This is a genomic window from Chryseobacterium urinae (genome assembly GCF_030518295.1).
Taxonomy (GTDB): Bacteria; Bacteroidota; Bacteroidia; order Flavobacteriales; family Weeksellaceae; genus Chryseobacterium; species Chryseobacterium mucoviscidosis.
Map to the genome: position 1 here is coordinate 1 of NZ_JAULSJ010000049.1, position 24,214 is coordinate 24,214.

Annotated in this window: 15 protein-coding genes and 1 pseudogene; 4 read left to right on the forward strand and 12 right to left on the reverse strand. The window is 34.2% G+C overall.

What is annotated here, in order from left to right:
• The 3 genes from yajC to nusB form a co-directional block, all read right to left on the reverse strand.
• A partial coding sequence (gene yajC / locus QWT87_RS19820; protein ID WP_302718324.1) for a preprotein translocase subunit YajC occupies nucleotides 1-360 on the reverse strand: 360 nt, incomplete at its 3' end.
• 4 nt (nucleotides 361-364) lie between these two features.
• Nucleotides 365-862 (reverse strand): DUF1573 domain-containing protein, encoded by a 498-nt coding sequence (locus tag QWT87_RS19825; protein WP_302718326.1) that lies wholly within the window; start codon nucleotides 860-862, stop codon nucleotides 365-367.
• An 11-nt stretch (nucleotides 863-873) separates the two neighbouring features.
• The gene (gene nusB, locus QWT87_RS19830) at nucleotides 874-1,779 is read right to left on the reverse strand and encodes a transcription antitermination factor NusB (RefSeq protein ID WP_302718328.1); all 906 of its coding nucleotides are present in this window, start codon (nucleotides 1,777-1,779) and stop codon (nucleotides 874-876) included.
• Nucleotides 1,780-1,870: 91 nt separating this feature from the next.
• Between nusB and QWT87_RS19835 the strand changes: the two genes are divergently transcribed.
• On the forward strand, nucleotides 1,871-3,532 hold the full coding sequence (locus tag QWT87_RS19835) for an ABC transporter ATP-binding protein (RefSeq protein WP_302718329.1): 1,662 nt from the start codon (nucleotides 1,871-1,873) through the stop codon (nucleotides 3,530-3,532).
• A 99-nt stretch (nucleotides 3,533-3,631) separates the two neighbouring features.
• On the forward strand, nucleotides 3,632-3,967 hold the full coding sequence (locus QWT87_RS19840) for a DUF3276 family protein (RefSeq protein WP_002976288.1): 336 nt from the start codon (nucleotides 3,632-3,634) through the stop codon (nucleotides 3,965-3,967).
• Between the two features lie 206 nt (nucleotides 3,968-4,173).
• Here the strand turns inward: QWT87_RS19840 and QWT87_RS19845 are convergent, their stop codons facing one another.
• Together QWT87_RS19845 and QWT87_RS19850 are read right to left on the reverse strand one after the other, a co-directional pair.
• Nucleotides 4,174-4,515: a hypothetical protein gene (locus tag QWT87_RS19845; protein WP_302718334.1), complete on the reverse strand. Its 342-nt coding sequence runs from the start codon at nucleotides 4,513-4,515 to the stop codon at nucleotides 4,174-4,176.
• A gap of 219 nt (nucleotides 4,516-4,734) precedes the next feature.
• On the reverse strand, nucleotides 4,735-5,079 hold the full coding sequence (locus QWT87_RS19850) for a hypothetical protein (RefSeq protein ID WP_302718336.1): 345 nt from the start codon (nucleotides 5,077-5,079) through the stop codon (nucleotides 4,735-4,737).
• Between the two features lie 90 nt (nucleotides 5,080-5,169).
• Between QWT87_RS19850 and QWT87_RS19855 the strand changes: the two genes are divergently transcribed.
• Nucleotides 5,170-5,373, forward strand: a complete 204-nt coding sequence (locus QWT87_RS19855) for a hypothetical protein (RefSeq protein WP_302718337.1) — start codon at nucleotides 5,170-5,172, stop codon at nucleotides 5,371-5,373.
• A 162-nt stretch (nucleotides 5,374-5,535) separates the two neighbouring features.
• Here the strand turns inward: QWT87_RS19855 and QWT87_RS19860 are convergent, their stop codons facing one another.
• The 7 genes from QWT87_RS19860 to QWT87_RS19890 form a co-directional block, all read right to left on the reverse strand.
• Entirely contained in the window at nucleotides 5,536-5,757 is a 222-nt protein-coding gene (locus QWT87_RS19860) for a hypothetical protein (RefSeq protein WP_302718339.1), read from the reverse strand.
• Nucleotides 5,754-6,005, reverse strand: coding sequence for a hypothetical protein (locus tag QWT87_RS19865; protein WP_302718341.1), 252 nt, complete (start codon nucleotides 6,003-6,005; stop codon nucleotides 5,754-5,756). Before QWT87_RS19865 ends, QWT87_RS19860 begins: the two co-directional genes overlap by 4 nt.
• A 120-nt stretch (nucleotides 6,006-6,125) precedes the next feature.
• On the reverse strand, nucleotides 6,126-6,560 hold the full coding sequence (locus QWT87_RS19870) for a hypothetical protein (RefSeq protein WP_302718343.1): 435 nt from the start codon (nucleotides 6,558-6,560) through the stop codon (nucleotides 6,126-6,128).
• Between the two features lie 61 nt (nucleotides 6,561-6,621).
• Nucleotides 6,622-16,962, reverse strand: a complete 10,341-nt coding sequence (locus QWT87_RS19875; RefSeq protein WP_302718345.1) for a SpvB/TcaC N-terminal domain-containing protein — start codon at nucleotides 16,960-16,962, stop codon at nucleotides 6,622-6,624.
• A 103-nt stretch (nucleotides 16,963-17,065) separates the two neighbouring features.
• Nucleotides 17,066-19,033 (reverse strand): T9SS type A sorting domain-containing protein, encoded by a 1,968-nt coding sequence (locus QWT87_RS19880; protein ID WP_302718347.1) that lies wholly within the window; start codon nucleotides 19,031-19,033, stop codon nucleotides 17,066-17,068.
• Nucleotides 19,034-19,132: 99 nt separating this feature from the next.
• Nucleotides 19,133-21,370, reverse strand: a complete 2,238-nt coding sequence (locus QWT87_RS19885) for a S8 family serine peptidase (protein ID WP_302718349.1) — start codon at nucleotides 21,368-21,370, stop codon at nucleotides 19,133-19,135.
• 19 nt (nucleotides 21,371-21,389) lie between these two features.
• A complete protein-coding gene (locus QWT87_RS19890) occupies nucleotides 21,390-23,090 on the reverse strand; it encodes an autotransporter outer membrane beta-barrel domain-containing protein (RefSeq protein WP_302718351.1) in 1,701 nt (566 codons plus the stop codon).
• Nucleotides 23,091-23,643: 553 nt separating this feature from the next.
• Between QWT87_RS19890 and QWT87_RS19895 the strand changes: the two are divergent.
• A pseudogene (locus QWT87_RS19895) lies at nucleotides 23,644-24,214 on the forward strand (IS1 family transposase); the annotation flags it as partial.

Genomic DNA, 24,214 nt, shown 5'->3' on the forward strand with positions numbered 1-24,214 from the left:
CTCAGTTTCAATTTCTTTTTTGTCTTCCGCTTTATCAGAAGCTTTGGATTTATCTCCAAAACGCGCTTCCGTAAATTCTCTTGAAACTGCAGCTTTTTCGAATTTCAGCTTTCCTGATAATGTTTCAATAACGAAACCATCGTCCTGAACCTGAGCAATTCTTCCGTGAAGTCCGGAAGTAAGAACCACTCTTGTTCCCACTTTCAGAGTTTCCTGAAAGTTTTTCTCCTGCTTCTGCTTTCTCATCTGAGGTCTGATCATAAGGAAGTAGAAACCTACCACCATAACCCCCATCATGATCATCATCATTCCTCCGCCACCTTGTGGCTGTGCCTGTAAAAATATGGATAATAAATTCATGATCTTATGGTTGAATATTAGCTGTGAAATTGATTCGGATCGGAGCTTTTTCTACGTTTGCGAAAACATCAGCAAATTTGTTAACATTTCCGTCGAAGTTTGTAGAATCGAAATGCAAAGTAATTTTTCCTTTTTTACCCGGCATAATCGGGTCTTTTGTAAAATCAGGAGCTGTACATCCGCATCCGGGCTTTACTTCAGAGATGATCAAAGGATTTGTTCCGGTATTGGTAATTTCGTAAACGTGCTCTACTTTATCACCTTTTTTAATTTTTCCGAAATCGAAATTGCTTTCAGAAAGGGCAACCGTAGTGAGTGGCTGATTGGAAGCCGGAGCCGCAGTTGTTTCTCCTGAAACCGGAGCTACAGCAGCAGAGTCTCCCGTTGCTGCAGGCGTTGAAGCAGCAGTTTCAGTTCCTGTAACTTCTTTATTTTCTTTTTTGCAGGAAACGAATCCAAAGCCTATGACAGACAAAGCAATGATGGATAATGTCTTTTTCATATGAAGATAATTTATATTCTGTTTAAATCTTTACAATATTTATCTAAAATTCCATTAATGAAAATGTTTGAACGGTCGGTAGCAAAAACTTTTGCAATCTCGATATATTCATTAATGATAACTCTTGAAGGGGTGAAAGGAAAATTGTCCAGTTCCGCCATTGCTGTTGATAAGATCACTTTATCCATTAGAGAAACTCTTTCAAGATCCCAGTTTTCAAGTCTTTCTTCCAGTTTCTTTTCGTTGTTTTCCCAACTGTCCAAAGTATTTCTAAGAAGTTTCATTGCAAACGTTTTATCTTCTTCGTCTTTAATCATTTTAATTAAAGTACGGCTTTCTTCATCTTCTTTCAGGAAACCGATGGTTTTCTGCACCATTGAGTTCGCGATGTGGATATCATCATACCATGAAAGTTCTTTATCACCAAGATAATCATGAAAATCATCATTTTCAGCAATATATCTTAAGAATAATTTCCCGATAAACTTCTGATCTTCTTCAAAAGAATATCCTTCTTCTTTCATAAAATCCTGATAACGCTTTCCGGCAGACATTCTCTGGAAAGTTTTTACCAAAAGATCATCATGCAGGTCCCATTTCAATTGCTTGTGCTGTCCTGTGAAAAATAATCTCTCAGGGTTTTCTTCCAATTTAATTAAAACTTGATTGTTGATGAATTTTTGGTTAGGATTAATGTCAGCATCGGTTTTGATGTATTTGTTTTTACCGATCTCAATCTGATTTTCTGCCAGTTCTTTCAGGGCAACCAAAAAGTTTAACTGATAGATGTAGAGATAATAGATTTTCTCTATTCCGGCAAACATATTTTTCTCTAATACATCAAACTTTACAGGATTCTGGTAATAAGAATACACAGTCTGTACTACTTTTTCACGGATTTGTCGTCTTCCTAACATTCAAAGAGCTTTTTTATGGGTGCAAAGATACGAAATTTAAAATTTATGAAATTCGTAGTCTGAGGTGATTTTTGTAATTTTGTGAAACTTTATGAAAGCGCTAAAAACATTAAACCCCTATTTCTGGAAGCACAAAATATTGTTGTTCTGGGGAGTATTATTCATCATTGCAAGTAATTTTTTCAATATATATAAGGTTCAGTTTGTAGGAAAATCTGTGGACGAGCTTACAAAAAACGGAAATTTAGGTTTCAACAGACAGGTGTTAATCTATGTTGCCATTATTGTCGGCTGTTCTTTACTCACCGGATTTTTCACCTTCATGATGCGGCAGACTATTATTGTGGCTTCAAGAAGAATAGAATATGAACTTAAAAATAAAATTTACAGACATTATCAGGATTTATCTTTAACGGATTACAAACAAACTACGATCGGAGATTTAATGAACCGTTTGAGTGAAGATGTGGTTGCAGTAAGGATGTATCTTGGTCCGGGCGTGATGTATGTTGCCAATCTTATTGTTCTTGTGGTAATTACCGCAATTTATATGCTTACTACGGATGTTTCTATGACGCTCTGGACTTTGCTTCCCCTTCCGATTTTATCCTTTGCTATTTATAAAGTAAGCTCAATAATCAATCAGAAATCGAAGATCATGCAGAAAAGCCAGTCGGCGATTTCTACTTTTGTACAGGACAGTTTTTCGGGAATCCGCGTGGTGAAATTTTTTGCAAGGGAAAATTATATCAAAAAAAATTATGGTACGAAGGTAACCGACTATCAGAACAAAGCATTGGATCTGGCAAAAACGGAAGCTTATTTCTTTACGATTATTTTATTTGTTATCGGTTTGCTGAATGTTGCCATTATCTGGATCGGCGGACAGAAATACATTGCCGGAGAATTAAGCATTGGGAAAATTGCTGATTTTTTCATGTACATCAATACGCTTATTTTCCCTTTCTCAATGGTTGGTTGGGTAACTTCGGTGAATCAGAGAGCAGAAGCTTCCATGCAGAGAATTAACGAATTCATGGATAAAAAATCTGAAATCGTTAATAAATACTTCGACAATTATGAAATTAAAGGCGACATTGAGTTCCGAAATGTTTCTTACGTCTATCCAAATACGGGAATCAGAGCTCTGGATAATCTAAGTTTTACTCTGAAAGCCGGAGAATCTTTGGCGATCATGGGAAAAACAGGAAGCGGAAAATCTACGATTGCATTGCTTCTCTGCCGTTTGATTGATCCTACTGAAGGTGAAATTTTAATTGACGGTAAAAATTTAAAAGAACATAATTTAGAAAACTACAGAAATTTCATCGGATATATTCCTCAGGAAAGTTATCTGTTCTCAGATTCCATTGAAAATAACATCGGTTTTGCCATCGACAGACCTTCTCATGAAAAAGTGGTGGAATATGCCAAAATTGCTGATGTCGACAAAAATATTGTTGAGTTCAAGGAACAGTACAAAACTATGGTTGGAGAGCGTGGTGTAATGCTTTCCGGAGGTCAGAAACAGCGAATCTGTATTGCCAGAGCTCTGATTAAAGATCCGAACATCATTATTTTTGATGATTCCCTGTCTGCTTTGGATACTGAAACAGAACAGAACATTCTTGAAAATATAGACCGTAAAATCCGTAATGCGACTTCTATAATCATCACACACAGAGAGTCTAGCGCACAGCGTGCTGATAAGATCCTTAACTTAACCGAAATTAACAATTCCGTAACCGCATAGCAAAATCGTTCACAAATGTTAAATAAATCATAAAAAAAATTTTGTGATTAAAAGAAAACTTTTATATTTGTTCTTAACAAGATTAAAAAATATCTAACAATGAGTGAATACAAGGAACGCCATGAAAATGAAATTTTCACGAAGGTGTTAAAAGCAGGGAGAAGAACTTATTTCTTTGATGTGCGCGAGACGAAAGCAGGAGATTATTATCTTACGATTACCGAAAGTAAGAAGAATTTCGGAGAGAATGGAGAAGCTACATTCGAGAAGCATAAAATTTACCTTTACAAGGAAGATTTTAAGAGTTTTCAGGAGATGTTTAATGAGTCCACAGATTTCATCATTAACGAGAAGGGTGAGGATGTAATATCAGAAAAACACGACAAAGACTTCAAAAGCAGATCTTACACCATCGATTCTGACGACGAAGTTTAAAAAAGAATAATTCTAAAAACACAAGCATCTGAAAAAGGGTGCTTTTTTTGTGCTTATGTATTTTATCTGAGCAGAGCATATTTTTCTTTTTCCTGAAGAAAATAAATTATCCCAAAATCTAAAATCCGCTACACAAATGATTGTGAGACGGATTCTTATATATAAAGGTACGAATTATCAATTTGTGCTATCGGTTTTTTTGATTATTACAGCCTATATGTATGGCTAATAATACTATCTTTTTTATGGATGCTAAAAAGCAACTCGCCTTTCTTCTTCACAATAGTATCACCAACTTCTATTTCATTTTTATATGAACTCCACCATCTATTATAGTGATTACACTCGCAAGGTTTCTTAGTTATCGGGTTGTATCCCTCCACTTTAAACGATACTGAGGTATATAACAAAGGAGGATTTTGTACAACGAGAACACATTCTTCTTCTGCCAATTCTTTTGCAAAACTTTGCTTATCTATGCGATTCGTTAAAAGAAAAAAAATCAGTGCAATTATTAAACAGATAATTAAGCCTATTTTTCGTTTCATAATTTAATTAAAGAGATTCTGAAGCCAGTTACCAATCGATGATGGAGCATTATTAAACTGTTTTGTTAAATCAATAGTATAGGTTCTTGAAAATCTACATCATATCTGGTATCTAAATTAAAACCTGTAGTTAGAGTTCTAGGGACTTACATAACACTTTTTTCATCGGATGTCGCGGTTCTATGACAGGCACGGATTACAAATCCGCGCTATTGGGTCTCACATACTATTAAAAAAATCCTCAGCGAAAAATGAGTCATCGAAATCTTCCAAATTCCTAATCTCAACACCAAAACTTATTCCCTCCTCATCAACATAGTTAGATCCAAAACAAAGAACCTTTCCATTTGACAGAATTATATATGACCATTCGCCATCAGTAACTGCTAGTTTAATTTTCGCTTCAATATCTTCATAAAATATTTTATATCTATGTATGCTTATTTTTCTTTCAACATTAACTCCTCCAATCCTAATACTGTAAAAATCCCTATTAGTTTGGATTATATACCAATCATCTTCATTTAAAGGTTCATATAATTTGATAAAATATTCATTTGTCATAATATTATTTTTTTGCTGGTAGTGAATATTTATTCCAATAATAAAGTCCTACATCAGTTACATTTTAGCGATTCTATAATTGCATTTTCTGTGAAAGCCCTCTTAAAAACCAAAACTTTGCAGATTGCAAAGTTTTGGTTCTATTACAGACACGGATTACAAATCCGTGCTATCGGGCTGATTAAGCCATCGTTCATATGGTTTTCTAAAAAGATTTCTCCACTTGGGAAGTACTCCATATTCTGGGTTACTTCGCCATCTAATCCGGTAATGAAAGAACTGCTGCCCAAATGATCCGGATGGAACCAATAGATTTCCTTTTCCTCAACATTACTAGCATACGAAGATATATATAATTACTACTTTACAAGAACAAAAACTTTGCAGATTACAAAGTTTTTGTTGCTGTTACAGGCACGGATTACAAATCCGCGCTATCGGGTACTCTAATTTATTCTAATATCTCATTTTGATAAGAACACTTTCAATATTAGGAGACAATATATTGTAAAATTTTTCGCAAAATTCTTCGTCAGAATAATCCATATCATTATTTATATAAAAAAGTTCCACCTGATTGATTTTTTGAATTCTTTTAAAAAACTCATCCTTTAAAAAAGCAATTTCTTCGGAATTTAAAGAATTAAAAAAAAAACGAACTTGGAAAAAAGTAATCATTTTTTTATTGTACATAAAATATAACGGTTACTAAAATTACAATTTTCTTGATTTTTAAATGAAACAAAAAAATTATACATTTCCTCCTGGTTATTAAAAAATAAATCAAGACTGTCTTCATTAAAATCAGTATCATTTCCATCAAAAAACCCTCTCGTTATTTCAGCACCTAGTTTATCTAGTATTACTTGAAAAGATAACTTAGAAAGATTTTTGAAACATAAAACTACTTCTTTATAAGTTGCCATATATTATTCTTATTATTTAGGTTCCTTAAATATTTTAACATTATCTTTTCCCAATTTCTCTTGGGCTTTCTTAATTAACCATTCTGGTTACAAATCCGCGCTATCTGGTACAAATCCGCACTATCGGGAAATTACCCCTTTTTTGACCAATGTCTCATATTTTAATTTAGCACCTTCTTGACCTTGTTTCATAGCTTTCTTTAAATATTTTATAGCAACTTTTTTGTCATAATTATTCATACATAAATAGGGCTCTTTAAGTTGGCAATTAGGTTGATACTTTTTCTCCAGTATAACATAGATATAATAAGAGGCATTTTTATCATGATATTTATCTGCCATTATTCTACAAATCGGTAGAAATTCTAATTTATTTTTACTTTCTCCAAAATAATAATCTGTCAACTCTTGAAAATCTTCAACATTACCTTCATTAACAATTCTTTTTTTCAGCTTTTTAATATAACTTTCATCATATGACTGAGTTTTCACAACCTCATCATCTAAATCTTTTAATTGTTTTTTAGGTTTAATTAAATTTTTTTCCTGCTTCATTTTCTCAATAGATTTATCTTTACAACTTATCATTGATAAAAGTATTAGTATAAGAATTATTCTATTTAACTCTAAGTTTATCAATCGGCTTCCTCGTAGAATTTTTTTTACTTTCATTAATTTGTTTTCTTAAATTAACTTTCTTAAAATATGATTTTATTTTTTCATATTTCGGAACTGCTTTTCTTGCATCTATTGGATTAGGTTGCCAATCAGCATTAAATTCAGTGATAACAACGCCATTTTTAATAACTCTCCAAACACCAGGATTGGTTTTATCTTGATTATTTTCGGCATCTTTTCCATAGGTAGCGTTTTTTCCATCACCACCCCAAACATAGTTTGTTGCTCCAATAAATATTTTATCCTTTGAACCCTTAGAAATGTCTTGCAAAATAGATGTAGTAGAGTTGTTTTTTTCAAGTGCAATTCTACAAGAATATACAATAACCACCTGTGCTGTTGGCGAACTAGTTTTCCATTCTTTACTATTTAATGTCATATATTTATCAAATTTCTCTGCATTATCAATCCAATCTACCGTCTCTCCATTAACTTTATAAGCTATCCCATCATTATTGTTTGAATGAGCATCTAATTGTATTGTATTTTCTGGAAAGTTAATTGTTTTGTTAGCAGATTGTATAAGAGATTTATCCTTTTTTGCATTGAACCAATATATGTCGACTTGTTTTCCATCTGGGTCTATGTACCTTATAGGATTTTGATAAGTGTAGATATAAGGATTTAGGTTTCCGCTATTATACACGCCTCCATTATGCTGCCCATCTATATAATGCTCAGAATTATAAAAAGGATTGTAGTCAGCTAGCGGGTCAACATTAAGCCAAAGAGAAACTCTCGGGTTATAATATCTCGCGCCATAATAGTAATATCCTGTTTCGCCATCCATTTCCTTGCCATTAAACTTGTACTGGCTGTTCAAGCCATCGTCCATATGGTTTTCTACGAAGATTTCTCCACTTGGGAAATACTCCATATTCTGGGTTACTTCTCCGTCTAATCCGGTAATAAAAGAACTGCTGCCCAAATGATCCGGATGGAACCAATAGATTTCCTTCTCCTCCACATTACTTGCATACGAAGATACGCAATTTCCGGTATATCCTCCATTCTGCCCATAATTTACTGGCGGGGTAAGGTTATTGGTCTGCATAATTACCAGATTGCTTTGGGTAGCCGTCTGCAAGATCTGGCTAGAAACATTCACAGGATTAATCGGAGGCGTTGTTCCTCCAAACGGGATGATGAGCCATGCACAGTCAAATGCGCCTACGTTTCCGCTGTTTCCGTTTTTAGACTGTATTCTCTGGCTTCCCGCATAGTAATGCTTGGTGTAGCTTGGCTCCTGTAACATTCCGTTCTGAAGATCATAGGTAAGCTTAAGTGTAATCAATCCGCTTGGATAGATTGATGCTTCATGAATGGTTTCACCGCTTACTTCTATATGGTTGCTATTGTATTTTCCTATTTTTCCTTTAAACAAAACATCTTTTATAATACGCTCTCCTCCTGCATCATAGGTATAAATTGCCGCACCATCTGCTTCCGGTGTTGTAGGATTGGTATCTACAAATCGTAAACGGTTTTCTTCATCCCACAGATACACTGCTTTTTCTTCCTGATTGGTACACGTCTGCTGCAGGATCTTCGTAGGATTTCCTTTAGGATCATATTGATAATCCTGAAACTTCACTCCCGGATCGTCCGGATTACAGCATGTAGCATTCGGAACAAGATTCGGTTCGTCTATAATTCTGGATGGCGCATGCGGATGCGAAGGATCCTGATATTTATAGTTCAGACGGTAAGAAGTCGGTTCAAGAGCAGCCCAGTTATTGGAAGTAGGACCGGTTACCCACTCATGCTTCTGGGTTTTGCTCATGATATTGTGCATATTATCATACGTCATCCCTACGGTGAAACGGTGTCTTTCTTCTTCACCTGCGCTGTTTATTCCTCTCCAGTTTCCTGATGAAGAGGTAAGGCGGTACAGATCGTCATATCCATACGCATAGTTGGTTCCTCCTCCCAATAATCCCTGTGCTACAGGCGCGTTGTTGTGTACCTGCATTACATTAGATACCACATCATACTGGTAGGTATTCTGCATAAAGTATCTGTTGCTGTTTTTAGCATACATCTTAAGCAGTCTTCTGCGGTTGGTTTCGTATTCATAGGTGGTCTCCGTACCATTTCCATACTGAAGATAGATTCTCTGCTCAAATTTATCATACCCCAGATTCTTTATGATGTCTCTGCTGAAACCATCTTTTACAGAGTTCATCTTGAAAAGATTACCTGCCTTATTGTAGGTATATTTCACTTCTTCTCCATCCGGATAGGTGATCTTTTTCACACGGTTCCATGTGTCATATTCCCAAGATGTTCCAAACCAATATACTCCGGCATCCGGAACGGCAACAGAACGGCGTTGGTAGGTAAGTTCGCCCAATCTTCCGTATTTCAGATACTGCGTTCCTGTAGCATCTGTCTGATACCAAAGTCTTCCCACCGCATTATTATCCATGGCAGATGCATCCATTGCAGCCCCGTAATAATATTTCACATTATTTTCAGGATAAACAGGATAGTTTACTTCTTTCAGTCTGGTATAATCATACTTATAATTAACAATTTCATTGGCAGCATTGGTTTTTGAATTCATATTTCCTGCCGGATCATACTTATAAGTGGTAATGCCACTATCAGGATGCTTGTATGAAATTCTTCTTCCTAAATCGTCATATTGTGACGTCGTGATATTTCCTGCCACATCTTCCACCTGAAGGATTTGCCCGATCGCATCATGCGTGAATTTTGTTTTAATATCTCCGGTGTTCGAAACTTCCCAAACAGAAGTTGTTCTGCCTTTGATATCTGTATAAGACTTTTTAATGCTTCCCAATTCATCTTTAAAGGTGGTTGCAAACATCTGTCTTCCCTGTACATCAGCAGCAAAGCCATATTCTATGGTTGAGAAGAGGTTTTCTCCCGGTAGTTTTGTATACACTACTCTGTCCAATACATCATACTGATTCATTGTTGGCTCAATAGTGTCCACAGAAGCATTGTACAAGGTATTTCCACTTCCTACGTTTTCTGTTGTAGGATAGTATGTTTTTAACGCTCTTCCGAAAGCATCTGATTCTACTTTTCCGGCAACAATATATTTAACCCCGTCATTATAGATATCACCTGTTTTCTTCACCTGAATGGCTTCACCAAAACCATCTGCAATGGTAATGGTATTGATGGTGCTTGTTCCTTGATATTCTGGATCATAATGCTTGGTTACTGCGTAAGACTGTGCATTGGTTGCATTAAGCGGTGCATCGGTAATAGGGTTGTATTCAAACTTTATTGTCCAAGGTATGTTGTTGAACATTTCATACGGTCCTGTAATTTCGGTAGTTCTTGCTTTTGCATCATACACATATTTCATCGGCTGCAAATTCATATCTTCCGTAAGCGTAGGTACGCCGAAACGGAAATCGTACTGCGTTTTGCTGCTGTATCCAAATGCGTCCTGAACTTTTACAGGATAAGTCTTCACATTATCATCATAGGTATACTGATGGAAGAATCTTTGGTTTGCACTGTTTGCAGGACCTGTAGATTTAGTAATGTTTCCGTAATCATCATATACAAAATCATATACGGAGTAATCTGCACCTTGATTTTTGATCACCATTTTCTCCAAATCACCTGTTAAAGAATTGTATACTGCTCTTTTTTCTCTTACAATACCAGTTGCTGTATTTTTTACTGTTTTAGGAGCAATGACATATTTCCCTGGAGCAACTTCTCCGTAAGTAACTTCAGAAGATACTATTTCTGTATTTCCAATCTGCGTATCACCAAAGTCTGTTACTTTAACGGCGTTCCCCCATTCATCATATTCTGTAATACTGCTTGAGGTAGATTTAGTTGCCGTTGTTAGTCCTTCATAAAACTTAGAGTCTGTATTTTTAAGCGCAACAAAGCAAGCATAATCCGTATGATTCTTTTCAGATTCTTTTTCCAGATTTAATAGGGTGTTTAATGTATTTGGACTATGAATTTTTCTAAGCTCATAAGTATTATTTTTCTCAGTCCAAATCTTGTCACCAGCATCTAAAAGTTTTTCATTCAGTAAGTTTCCTTTTAGATAGTAATTCGAGTTATTAAAAGTCTGGATGGTTTTTCTGTAAATTACATTTGAGGAAATTCCTCCCTGTTTTGTGTCAATCTGATTAACCGTAACTTTTTCAAAACCGTAGAAAGTACGTTCTCTTCTGCTGTGATAAGGATTTGCATACTGAATGGTAACTTTTGAAATATCAGGGCTGAATGCATTATCTCCGGTAAATCCATCATTGGTAGTAACCGTTTTTAATACATATTTGCTTTGTGGCATATCGTACGTATTCCCAACTCTCTCATATTCCACTTCCCAGCTTCCTCCGGATGGTGTAGTTACTTTGCGAAGGAGGTTGGTGGTGCCGATTTGATTGAGACGTACAGTAACCGAATTGGTATCGTCAGAGGTTACAAAATCTGGATACCCGTCTCCATTCATATCTTTGAAGGTAGATTTGACTTTGCTAGATGATTCTCCAAGAGAATTTCCTCCTCCAATAGTAATTTTTACACCTGTCAAAAGAATAAGACCAGTATACGCAATGCTTGCTCCCAAATTCAAAGACTGAATATTACTCTGAATAGAATTTACAGAAGCTGTTGTTCCCCCTGAAAATCCATTTCCTTTATTAAAATTAATTAGAACACCATTGTCTGTATAATTTATATTATCTACAATACCGTCTCCATTAATATCCATCAGTTCTTTTTGGGCTTTAGAAGTACTGGTAGATGTGTTTATCCCTCCTTCAAAACTTCCTTTAAATAAACTAAAACCTATTCCACCTCCTATATTTTGATCTTTATTAGTAGAAGTCTCATCTGTTCCCCATGATGATGAATTATTTACTAGAAGATTCCCAACATTCAGCTCAAATGCTCCATCCGAGTTTTGCTGAAAATCTCCACCTGTAAATTTGTCCGGTAAACCATCTCCATTAATATCAACAAATGATTGTTTAGACCATTGATCATTTTTTACATCAATCTGTCCTGATAATGACACTGTCTTAGCACCTTCAATTACTTTATCAACAGGAACTACCAAAAGAATGAATGTAGGTACAGGTATAATACCCCATGCGGTAACTTTTGAATCGGCATGCTTAAAACTGTATCCTGCTGAAACTCCAATAACATCAGCTTTTGAAATAGTCTGGCTTCCTGAATTTCTAACGTCTGAGGATAAATATCCTAGTTTATTTGTTATCTGTACTTTTGTTCGGGAAAAATCATCAGGGAAACCATCGCCATTATAATCTATTAGGGAGCGAATTGCTTTATTTTCGTTAAACAAAGACTTGGAAGCACTTGCATTAAAGCCAGAAAAAGACAAGCCTCCTCTTCCACTAACACTTTGATTCTTAAACTTTAGTTCAGGAGCATTTAGTTTACTTCCTAAAGCTATTGATAATGATTGATTTTTAAAATTTTCATCAATATTGTGAACTCCTACTCGAGAGCTATTTAAAATTGTTTTCGATAAATAAATAAATTGATCCGTTCCCGTTAATCTGCCTTTATCTTCATTATTTATATCTGATTGTAAGAAAAAGAAATAATTACCAGAATTCGATAAAGATGCACTATTATTATCCAATTGTGACAAATCCAAATTGCCGTTATTGTCTACCGGATTATTTATCGTTGGATTCGTTCCCGGATCCTGAGAATATGTCTGGCTTAATGCAAGTTTTGTTTCATCAATTTTCATTTCTGAAACAGTTCCTGAATTTGCATAGTTCTTTAAAAGATCGTATGCTTCTACTATATTGTCTTTAGTATAATTATTACCATTCACTATAAAACCTCCCCAACCTCTATATAGCAGACCAAATCTAGTATCATATTGATTAGAAGCTAAGACCACTGATATATTTTCAGGAGCAAACAGTGACTTATGGGAAACAGGAGCAACCGTGGTTATAAGCTGGCTTACTCCTACATTATTAATTGTTATCCGCCCTCTTCCTCCGTTAGTTATCGTTAATTCATAAGTGTAGATTCCTTGTGTTATTGGAATAGAAGGAAAAATAGTCTGAGAGGAATCTGCAAATAGATTATAAACTAAATTACCTTGATTATCATATATATTTAACTCAGCAGTAGCAATGTTATTTGGATCAGGTGATAATAAAGTAACATTAAGTGTTAACAAGTTATTATTAGATGCACCAACAAAAATGGAACCTGTTTTATATATTAAACTTTGAACTGTTGATGTACCTGGTGTATCAATGTAGTTTCCTGTGTAATTATATACACTTGTTGTAAGAACAGGTAATGAATTAGCAAAATCTTTTTTAGCATTGATTGTATTTTCAATATATACAGTTTTTCCTACATCTCCACTTTTTATAACATATGCAGAGGAATAATTTGTATTGTTTACATATACATTATTTACAAGTTTTCTTGTTACAATAGTTTTAGAAAGCAACTGATTAACGAACTTTAAGGACGACGTCACTGCACCTTCATAATTAAAACCTGTTGTAGGAAAATTAGAAACTTTTGCATAAATGCTCTTACCTATATCTCCAGATGTAATAGTATAAGTTTCTATACCTCCTCTGTCATTGTACATAGAATATTCTGTCTGCAGATATGCTTTTTTATTTGAACCAACCTCAGTAAACTCTGGTGTTACTCTAAAATTTGTCCAATCAATTTGAGTGTCTGTATATACTTTTATAGATATTTTATCATTTCCGTTAATTGACAAAGAAGCTATGTTACTATTGTTATAAACTGAATCATACGAAATATTAAAAGTATTAGGTATATCATTTATTGAATAAACGATTTTAGCATTATCAGACAGCTGAATATTCTTATTTAAGAAAATATTTAACGTACCGTCTTTTCCTGCAATAAAAGTATTAGTATTAGAATTTACAAAATCTTCTTCTGATTTATATAAAGACAAATTTCGATTATCACTATCTACTGTAGGAGTATTTTGTGTTGTATAATTAATCTCCGGATTCCAAGAAACTTGATCTTGCAATCCATCATATTTAGAAGTTATTCTGAAATAAAGACGCTCACCTTTATTAATAGCAATATTTTGATCTGCAAAAGAATGAAGGGAATAATCTCCTGGATTGATATTCTGAACGATTGGATCATTATTCTTATATTGAAAAGACACTGCCACTCCATCTACTTTACTACAATCTTCTCCATATGGACAGCTTAAGTATTGTTGATTAGATGTACTTATTGGTTGAGAAGGATCATAATAAGGATTAGGATATTGAGAAGCTAATAATTTGAAATTATTCTTCACCGTAATAGTTCCCGTCTTAGGCGCTACCCAAACCCTTACTATATCATGCAGTGGGTTCTGCTTGAGCATCATCTTTTTCTCTTGTTCATCTTCATTATCAAATAATGATGCTGAGTTTTGTACTCCAGAGGCAATATCAATAGGATATGGAGTTCCCGTACTGATTTCATCAAAAACCGGTATTCCACCAACTATTCTATTAAAAAACACTTTTCCATCCTTTACGAAATCTATAAGCCCATCATTATTAAAATCCATGAAGTATGATTTAGTAACACTTGTGCTATTAGAATAATCAAAACCTATATCTGCACTACCAAAGTTTCCATCTACCCCTACATTCCAAGTATTAGTAGTAGTTTTACCTATGTTTGCGAGTGATGCAATTTTAACTTTTAGCCCAAAACCTGACGTTCCACCTACTGCAGCAGAAAGATTTTTAGAATAATATATTTCGTCATTCTGTTCATATATTCTATCCGGAAGGTTATCTCCATCAATATCTAAAGATGTAATTTTAGTTTCACCAAAGCCCTTATCGAAGCCAAAATGAGCTCCAAAAGTTCCTTTATTGAAAGAAAGTGCAGAAGTATCACTTAAAGGTACAAAATCAAAAGGATTATAGGCCCCGACTCCAATTCTGAAGTGACTTCCCAAACTATAGGAATATGAGCCATTCAACAAAGAATAACCTCCTTGTAGAGCAGTTGTAAGCCCTGAAAAACTCGCATTATCTGGTGCTATCCATGGTTGTGGAGATCCAAATAATGTTGCAGGTACCTTATCATATTCCATTTTATTGGTATAGAATATCGCATCTGAAGCATCTTTTTCTGTGATACTCTCTAATAAAGATTTTTTGAAAGACGAGTCGTCATTTCGATAGGTAAATCCATAACTTCTAATCTTCTCACTTCCGTATTTTACTTCTATCGAAGAAAGTCTTTTGGATTCTATCTGCAAAAATCCTAAGCGTCCATTTATTTGTACATCTTCTCTTCCAGAAACTGTATTAAAAGTTACTTTATAGTTTTTAGGAGGATTTTGTACATTATGTAAGGTATAGTTAATTTCTGAAATATGCAGTTCTTGTCCTCCATTTCCAGGATTCCCTCCGTAAATAGATTTATCATACGTATACTCTACATAATTTCCATTGGTATCAATCGTTTTATACAATGCCCAATGTCCTATATTTTCTTGTGAATCTTTTAAATAATACTGTTGCGGGTTATTGGCAGTTCCATCATTTCCAAAAATACTTCTCGTTCCATCTTTGGAAATTACCTCCCACCAATATTCTTTGGGAGAATTTCCGTGACGTATGATTTTACTGTATCCACCCTCTATTCTCGGATAAAATCTTTTTGTATTATCCGGTTCCAAGTTTGCAGACCTGTTTTTCTCGAAACCCTCATTTCTGTTGGGCAAAACATAACTATCTCCTACTTTAAAGGTTAATTGCTCTCCACCTAAAGTATAAATCTCAGTTTCAAAGGTTTGGTCATATGTAGAAACCCCCCATCGTGTATCAATGGAGATCGATGGAATAGAAAGATCCCAGCCTAATCCTAACCAGCCATTACCTCCTTCACTGCTATAGTTTACGGAAAGTGAAGGCTGCATCCCGCCTCTTCCTGCCGGTAATTTTATTGGGAAACTTGTATTAACAGTTCCCATATTGTTCGCGGCAGGAGGTGCAATAGAAACGATTCCTTCTGTTGGATTCGCAGCTTTAATATCTTTTATAGAATTGGGAGCATAACTTCCTGTCTCGGGAGATTCAGGAACTTTGATGATCCCGTTTACCATATCCGTAAAATGGGTTGTTTTAGATACAATAATATTACTGCCTTTTTGAAGAGAATCTCTTTCGGCTTTCTCTAAAGGAATCCATTTTTTCTGAGTAAGATCAAAATAAAAGGTTTTAATATCCTGTTCGGTATATCCTGTCGGTATTTTAGATTTATCATATCCAATGGATACTTTTGCCGCTGCCGAAAAATTCTCTCCATGAGGTAAGAATCTATATCCGAAATGATCTGCTGTTACGTTTACCATTTCAGGCGTAAGAGCAGGCATATCAATGTCTCTGAGTGCTGTAATAGAATAAACTGCAGTATTTTTTACAGAATTTCCTTCTATTTTTAAGGTTGCTGAATTTAAACTTAATTCTTCTGCCTGATTTTGAGAATTTATATATTTATAATTGGTTTGACCAACATATGAATTTGCAAATTCTGTAGGAGCACTCTTTTTATCCGAGGCAACTATACGAAGATTTCTGATTTTGTAGCTGTAATCTGAAGAATTAGGAATTGTAAATATGATAATATTCTTGCCTTCCTTAACAGAAGTTGCTTTTACAGGCTCTGTTTGGTGTGCCCAAACTGTTGTTTTTTCTACGTTTTGTCCTCCTACAGCCAATTCATCATTGATAACTTTGCTTACCTGCTTATAATCTTTTAATCCATAAAGATCATATTCCAAGCTATATTGCTTATCAGATCTGATTTTTTCGTTGACTGTTACATTAAATATATTATCGTATATCTGGTCTATCGGATGTTCGGAGTCTTTTCCTATAATTCCTTCTTTTATATCAGAAATATAAAATCCCGATACCGGTTGATTAATAATAGTTTTTTGACTTTTAATCAACGTTTTATTTCCATTTCCTGATGGACTGTAGGTATTTTCAGAATCAATATTCTTCTCATTTGAATACGAAATATTATTCCGTAAAGCAGTATCGATTGCCGAAGGTTTCTCATTATTCTTCAGAAAGCTGCTGTTATTTTGAACAACAGTTGAATAATGAAAATCTGCACCCGGTAAAGTTTCCTTGGGTTTGTTTAAGTACGCTGTATTTGCGTAGGCATGAAGCTGTGTCCATGAAGTAAGAAAAACCAGAACTTTTACAATTTTAGGATTTTCTCTTAATCTACTTAATATCGAATTTCTCATTTGCGTATATGCTTTTCTACTACAAAATGATTACCTGTAAACTGCTTGAAAGAATTTCAGGTAATCCGTTTTTGTTTAATTCCTTTTTATCTATAATAGATAGTTAATTAGTGACGATAAGTTTAAACACTTTTAATTCAGAAGTCGTTTTTACAACGATTACATAAGCTCCCTCTACTAAAAGCGAATCTTTAATTTCATAATAGTCTTTTCCATTATCCTGAATGGTCTTTACAAGCCTTCCCGAAGCATCATATATCTTGATATCTACATTTTCTTTTATATCCGATATAATTCTTATGGTAAATAACTGACCTTTAGGTACCGGATTAGGGTATAGGACTATTCCGTTTTCTCTTTTGCGGGTTACTTTTACTGTATCTTTTTTCGTACAGCCATCCGGTGTGTTAACTGTTACCGTATAAGTTCCCGGTTCATAAACGGTAATATTAGCCGAAGAACTGCTGAATCCATTATCCGAAGTCCATTGGTAGGTAGCATTCGGATCTGAAATCTGTGTCCCTGCATCAAAATGGGCAGATCCTCCGGAATTTATTACTACATCTGGTCCCAAATCCAGGTTTATAGAGTTAAAATCATTAACTGTAAAATTCTGGTCTATTATATTTCCGTCTGCATCGGTAATGACAAGATGATAGATTCCGATTTCCAAATCTGGAAAAGATAACTGCGCTGTAGAAACGTTCAGGTTTTGATTAACACCATTACCTGTTAACTGGATGTGATAAGGAGCTTTACCACCTTTAACATTTACAATCAAAGTTCCTTTCTTCTGTATACAGGTAGGCTGTTGAAGTTCATTGATAGATAATATCTTATTCCCTAAAGCAAAAGTAAAAACATCTGTTCCTGATAAATCCTGATCAAAAGTGATATTATTAAAATGAACATTTTGATCTGTATCCACATAATCCATAGGATACACCTCAACATTAGAAGAATTAAAATTCCCCTGTCCTGTTTTATCTATAAACAGCCATAATTTTTTATCCGCAGGTATGGTAAGTATATTTTTAATAGAAAAAACCACTTCAGTTGGGATAGTCTGAGATGTTTCCGTGGAAAATCTTGCTTTCCACTTCCTTTTAAATAGTTGATATCCGGAAGTAGGAGTATCCAACAGTAATTGCTCTTTATTATCTCCCCATACAAGAAAACTCTGATCAGGAAAATCTGCATCATTACTATTATTATCTACAGCTAATTTCTTTGCCGCAATAATTAACCTCTTATTTTCTGAAGAACTTGTTGCCTGTTTCTGGTATAAGTTTGAGTATTTATCTCTGGCGATTCCTGTAATGTTTGCGGGATAATCAGTAAAATCATCCTGCTTCCATATCTTTTTACTTTTAGAACTGTAGTATTCTGTATATGGCATTGTAACTGCATATTTTACAGCCAGATAGGAATTTACACGATTTCTTTCATTCTGAGTGAGAATTTTACGATATATAAAAAACTCGGGTAGTTTTCCTTTAAAATTTTGCCAGGCTGTACTTCTTATATCCTTTCCCACGTACATAGAAGATATCCCCGTTCTTCCTATAACTGAATGTATTTTTTCAGAAGGAATTCCAAATCTTGTGTACATACTGAATGAAGGCAGATCATCTACTACACTGGTATTGATGTAGTTAATCTGCTCATTATTATATCTGAAAATATTTTTTGTGCTGAAATACATTTCCTTTTCATACGACTGTTCTGAAGAAAACATAGCCGTTTCCGTAGACGTATTTTGATTCTGATACGCTGTAAAAAAGGTAGTTTTATCCATCGTTTCCATGAGATAGGGAAATTTAAGATAATCATCCACTCCGTCAAAATCCAGACTTTCATTATAATTAAATAATGTATAATTAGGTTGATTCTGCGTAGATATCGCTTTAATTTCATTCTGATTCCCACTATAATCCTGATAAGTTAATGCAGGAGTTTGTGCAGAATTAGCTTTAAACCAAACACTCACCCCCGAAACACCACCAGGAGACTGGGCAAAACACATATCCAGTAAAAGGATATGAAAAAAGAAAAAGATTTTTTTCATCATAAGTGTTTATTTCGATATTATGAAAATTTTGTAATCGCTGAGAATCGTCTGAAAAATATTTTTCGAACATATTAACGGTACATTCGATTCTCGGGGATTTTATTTTTTAATCAATTTTTTAGTTTCTTTAAAGTCATTACACTCTAAACTAACCAGATAAACTCCAGAAGCATAATCACTCACATCAATTGTTTTTAAATATTCGCCTTTTGGAAAGGCTTCACTGCTCTGGTTCACAAAAATAATTTTTCCGGAAGCATCATATACTGAAATTTTTACAGCTGATGCATTTTCTAATCTGAACTTGATGTGGGCTTCATCTTTTGTAGGATTCGGAAAGATTGTAAAATTACTTTCGCTTTTTATAGTTTCCGGAAGCACATCCTGATCCGAAACTCTTTTCTGCGCAATATATCTGAATGCTGAAATAATATCGAAACACGGAGTAATGAGAGCATGAAATCCTGCAGCATTTTCTGCATGGAAGTCTGGTTTTAATGTGATATCTTTTGAAGCGATGTATTCTACATTTTGTACAGGAGCAATAATTTTATTGCTTGCCACGATCTGTTTTGCCCAGATAGTTTGTGGAGTACTGATGTCATCAACCGGACTTGTCAATATTTTAAGATCTTCTTTATAACAGAAATCCACATTAGAAACCACAATAGAAAAATTCTGAATACCGTTTGGAAGTAATGGAGTCGTACTCGTTTTAGGAGATACAATAATTTTGTAAGTATCTTTTGTAGGATTCTTAATATCTACCCTTTCAGTAGTATCTACATTATTGGGAGAGTTTTTCGTTGCAGCGGCCGTGAGATTATTCATTCCTCCTAATTTCCAAGGGTAATAAACAGTCTCTGTACCATTTGAATTTACTTTAACAATTTTGAGATCAAGATCATTGACTAAATTAGGAGTAGAAAGATCTACTGTATTACTTACAAGATTTCCCTGAGGATCGGTCCAAGATATAGTGGCTGAAAAAGGTTGTGTAATATCTAAAGGAACCACATACAACGTATATTTATTTCCCTGATTAAGAGAAATTTCCTTTATTAAAGTCGATTTTTTATAGTCACCGATAATCCCTTCTATATTGTCGTGTATGGCTGCAGAAGCTCTTTTCGCATCTGCCATTCCCCATCCGTAAATATAATCTGGTCCTTCTGTTCCTTTATCATTGGCTGTATGAGCCAACAAAGCACGAACTGTAGAAGATTGCATATAACTTTGAGAAGGACTCACAGATTTATAATATTGCTGTAATAAAGTAATAATCCCTGAAACTACTGCAGTCGCAGATGAAGTTCCTTTATAGGTTCCGTAAGCAGAATCATAAGTTTCAATTGATGAATAAATAGTTTCACCAGGTGCACATAAGTCTGGCTTAATCCTTCCATCGTCAGTTGGACCATAACTGCTGAATGAAGAAATATCAAAATCTTCATCAGAATTCATATTAAGATTCTTTTTAGCAGAAGCCACCACCAAAACATTTTTAGCAATTCCTGCTCCTTCAAGTAAATCATATCCTCCCTTCGCAGTTACCTGAGGAACAAGAGCAGGATCTATTTCTCTGGAATTTCCCGCAGCTTTAACAATTTGTAAATATGGTCTTAAATACATCAGGTTATCCCAATTCTGTGCTGTTGAATTATATTTTCCAAACTGATAAGTCTGAATGTATAATGGATCGAAGCCATAACTGTTGTTGGCAACCAAAATACCAGCGGTGTTATTAGGAGAATAGGCTTCATTAAGCATTTCCGATACATCATTTACCCAGTCGTATGCGTGAAGTGTAGCATTAAAAGCAATTCCTCTTGCATTTGCGTCTCCATTACTTCCAACCATGGTTCCTGCAATGTTCGTACTGTGTCTTGTTATAGTTTGATTTTGAGAGGAATCATAAGTAATCTTTCCGGAAAGCAGTTCATGAGTAGTCCTTGGCTTTGAATAATCCCATTGCCCTATGATCATATTTTGACCAGAGATATTCAATCCTGCACTTCCTCCGGCATACAATATATTGGCTTTTGTCATCTGTGCAGCCCCTGAATTCAATGTAGTATAGTACATTGGTCTTCCGCTTTCATCGGACCCAATTAATTGTTTATCATTTCCATCTTTGCTGATAAACTCAGGAATACCCAAAGATTTTAACCGTTCTACTTCCTGCTTTTGTTTGCTTTCTTTTTTTGTAATTTCTGTTTGAAATTTTTTCTGATCTTCCAGTAATTTCCTACCAATATCATTATTATCCTGAGAAAAGACAGATATGAAAAACAATACAGAAACTCCAAAAACTGACTTTTGGTAAATTTTATACATCGGATAATGTTTTTAAGGGTTATTTCTGCTTTGCCTTTTCTATTTTCTCTAATCTTTTATTTAAAGACTTAAGAATATCTGTCTGACTTTTAATTAAAGCCTCTTGCTCTTTATTTTTTTTATTAAGATCAATAGAATACAAAGTAAGTTCTTCTATTTTTTGAAGCAGTTTAATCTGGAACTCTCCTACATTTACTCCTTCTTTCTCCATTTCTTTTGCAGAAGCTATTTCTGGTAAATGCTTGTTTTCTTTTACAAATTTTTCAACTTCTTCAAGTTTTGGTAAACCATATTCCTTTTCAAAAACAAAATCTGCTGTTGGTGTAAGCGTTACTTTTATTTCTTTTGCTTCTAATTTTCCATCTACTTTTACATTTCCAAATGCATTTTTGTATGCCAGTGTTTTAGTAATACTTCCTGTGATGGGCTCATCAGCAATTGTCCATCCTTGATAATATGATGGATCACCTCCTCCGATAGCTTTAACTCCAAAATTGATACAATATGTCTTGTCATCCAAAAAGATTACAACCTTTCCGTTTTCATTTGCCAACTTTACAATTGGTGTATAACCTCCATAAGAACTCACATTTGATGCCAAATAAAACTCATTCTGCCATACATACCAATTAATATTTATTCCTATTGTTTTGCTCTCGCCATAAGCAAACCCTTCAATATTAACAGTAGGCATTTCTCCTCCTGAGCCACTTGCTGGAAAAGGAATGTTGGTTTTTATTTTTACACCGTTGTTAATCACTGCACATCCAGAATGATAATAGAGAATATTATTATAGATGTTATTACTTTGTAAACTATTTGTAATAGATCCTCTCTTCACAAATCCTTGCGCATCAACTACCAAAGCTTGATCCGTTGATGATGTAGAAGTAGGAATATTTGCTATTCTTATGTCTCCACTTACATCCAGCTTAGCTTGAGGAGTGATATTTCCTATTCCTACGTTACCGTTTATTAAATTAAATTGAGGATTTGGATTTCCATTTGTAAACATTCTTATCCCATTATTTCCTGAAATCCATAAATCCGCACTACCAGATGTATTCGGAGCCGCAATACCATATTGAGGCATAGAAAATGTATTTAAAGAAGTTGATAAACTTGGTACATTTGCGTTTGTTACAGTAAATCTCACATCATCCTGAAATGTCAGAGAAGAAGCCGCCACTCCATAGATATCTCCATTTACAGTTAATTTTCTTGAAGGGTTAATTCCTATTCCTACGTTACCCGATTGTGCTTTAACAACAAAAGCACCACTAGTAGAGTTAGGTTCTATTACTACATCTCCATTTCCTCCCCGGATAATTGTTTTACTATGATAATGTCCCCCAGGATTACCAAAAAATAATGTATTATCAGCACTTTCTAAATAACTAATAATAGGGATATTATATCCGTTAGAATTTAATTTAATATAGTAAGAGCCATCATTACCATTATTATATCTTTCGTTAGCAATAACAGAACCATTGACATCTAATTTTTGAGTTGGTGTATTAGTCCCTACTCCTACATTTCCATTAAGAGTAATTCTTACCTTTTCAGAATTGTTTGTCCTAAATATTAAGGGTTGAGCATCTATTGTACCTAAGAAATCTGTAGATGAATTTGTTCCGCTGTTTCCGGTAGTATTCCAGATTTGTGCTGAAGAGAATACAGCGATCAGAGAACTTATCGTAAGTAATATTTTTTTCATTCCTGTATTTTTTTTTCGCAAATATATATAATTTTTTTGCTCTAAAAAATTGGCAAGAAATAATATTAAATGGCAAGAAATTAATTAGAATTACATATGTAAATACTTAAATTAAAATTTAAATCATAACTCAAATTTATTTTATTTTTATTATTAATAATTAATTATAATTAGTTAGATTTTTTTAAAAAAATTACTAATTAGATAAATAATAGTAATTATTTCATTTAGGAATTACTTAAAATAAGGAGCTTAAAATGAAATTAATACTAAATTTTAAATCAGCAAATTGCTTTTTCTGAACAAGTAATATTAGAGTTTTATTACACTAAACTATTTTTCACATTTTAAGAGCCTGTTTATAGCCTGTTTAAATTTTAATAAAAATTTTGTTAAAGGCTTTCCGAGGTTGGATATTTGAAAAAAAATAAAATGTACCCAACCGATTTAACAGAAAGCCAATGGCAATACATAAAGAAAACGATAAACCTGAAAGAGCGAAAAAGAAAATATCAATGTTGTTAAATTAAAATATACTTCATAAATTAGTATTATGAAATGTTATAAATGTCAATCATTAGATAAAGTAAAAGCTGGTTTTACAAGAGGTTTGCAAAGGTATAAATGCAAAAACTGTGGATGCTTTTATAGTGTTGAAAGCAAATCGGATGTAAAAAGTCCTGAGCAAAGACGGCTTGCATTAGAAATGTATTTGGAAGGAATGGGATTTCGAGCTATTGGGAGAGTGTTGAATATCAGTTACGGAACGGTATATCAATGGGTGAAAAAGTGGGGAGAATCGGTTTCTTTGCCAAAATCTCAAGAACCTATAGAAATAGTAGAATTAGATGAAATTCACAGCTACATCCAAAATAAAAAAACTACTGTTGGAGCTGGATTGCTGTTGATAGATTTGGAAAGCGCTACATCGATTTTGTTTGTGGGAAAAGAAATACTTCCACTTTCAAAAAGCTCTGGAACAATTTAAAAGACAGGGAAATTAATAGTTTTTGCAGTGACTATTGGAAAAGTTATTCAGAATTAATTCCTACAGAGAAACATTGCGAATCAAAAGCGGAAACATTCACAGTTGAGAGCTATAATTCCAGAATAAGGCATATTTA

Coding starts and splice junctions, on each gene's coding strand:
- QWT87_RS19825 (WP_302718326.1), bottom strand. CDS start 862: ATGAAAAAGACATTATCCATCATTGCTTTGTCTGTCATAGGCTTTGGA.
- nusB (WP_302718328.1), bottom strand. CDS start 1,779: ATGTTAGGAAGACGACAAATCCGTGAAAAAGTAGTACAGACTGTGTAT.
- QWT87_RS19835 (WP_302718329.1), top strand. CDS start 1,871: ATGAAAGCGCTAAAAACATTAAACCCCTATTTCTGGAAGCACAAAATA.
- QWT87_RS19840 (WP_002976288.1), top strand. CDS start 3,632: ATGAGTGAATACAAGGAACGCCATGAAAATGAAATTTTCACGAAGGTG.
- QWT87_RS19845 (WP_302718334.1), bottom strand. CDS start 4,515: ATGAAACGAAAAATAGGCTTAATTATCTGTTTAATAATTGCACTGATT.
- QWT87_RS19850 (WP_302718336.1), bottom strand. CDS start 5,079: ATGACAAATGAATATTTTATCAAATTATATGAACCTTTAAATGAAGAT.
- QWT87_RS19860 (WP_302718339.1), bottom strand. CDS start 5,757: ATGATTACTTTTTTCCAAGTTCGTTTTTTTTTTAATTCTTTAAATTCC.
- QWT87_RS19865 (WP_302718341.1), bottom strand. CDS start 6,005: ATGGCAACTTATAAAGAAGTAGTTTTATGTTTCAAAAATCTTTCTAAG.
- QWT87_RS19870 (WP_302718343.1), bottom strand. CDS start 6,560: ATGAAGCAGGAAAAAAATTTAATTAAACCTAAAAAACAATTAAAAGAT.
- QWT87_RS19875 (WP_302718345.1), bottom strand. CDS start 16,962: ATGAGAAATTCGATATTAAGTAGATTAAGAGAAAATCCTAAAATTGTA.
- QWT87_RS19880 (WP_302718347.1), bottom strand. CDS start 19,033: ATGATGAAAAAAATCTTTTTCTTTTTTCATATCCTTTTACTGGATATG.
- QWT87_RS19885 (WP_302718349.1), bottom strand. CDS start 21,370: ATGTATAAAATTTACCAAAAGTCAGTTTTTGGAGTTTCTGTATTGTTT.
- QWT87_RS19890 (WP_302718351.1), bottom strand. CDS start 23,090: ATGAAAAAAATATTACTTACGATAAGTTCTCTGATCGCTGTATTCTCT.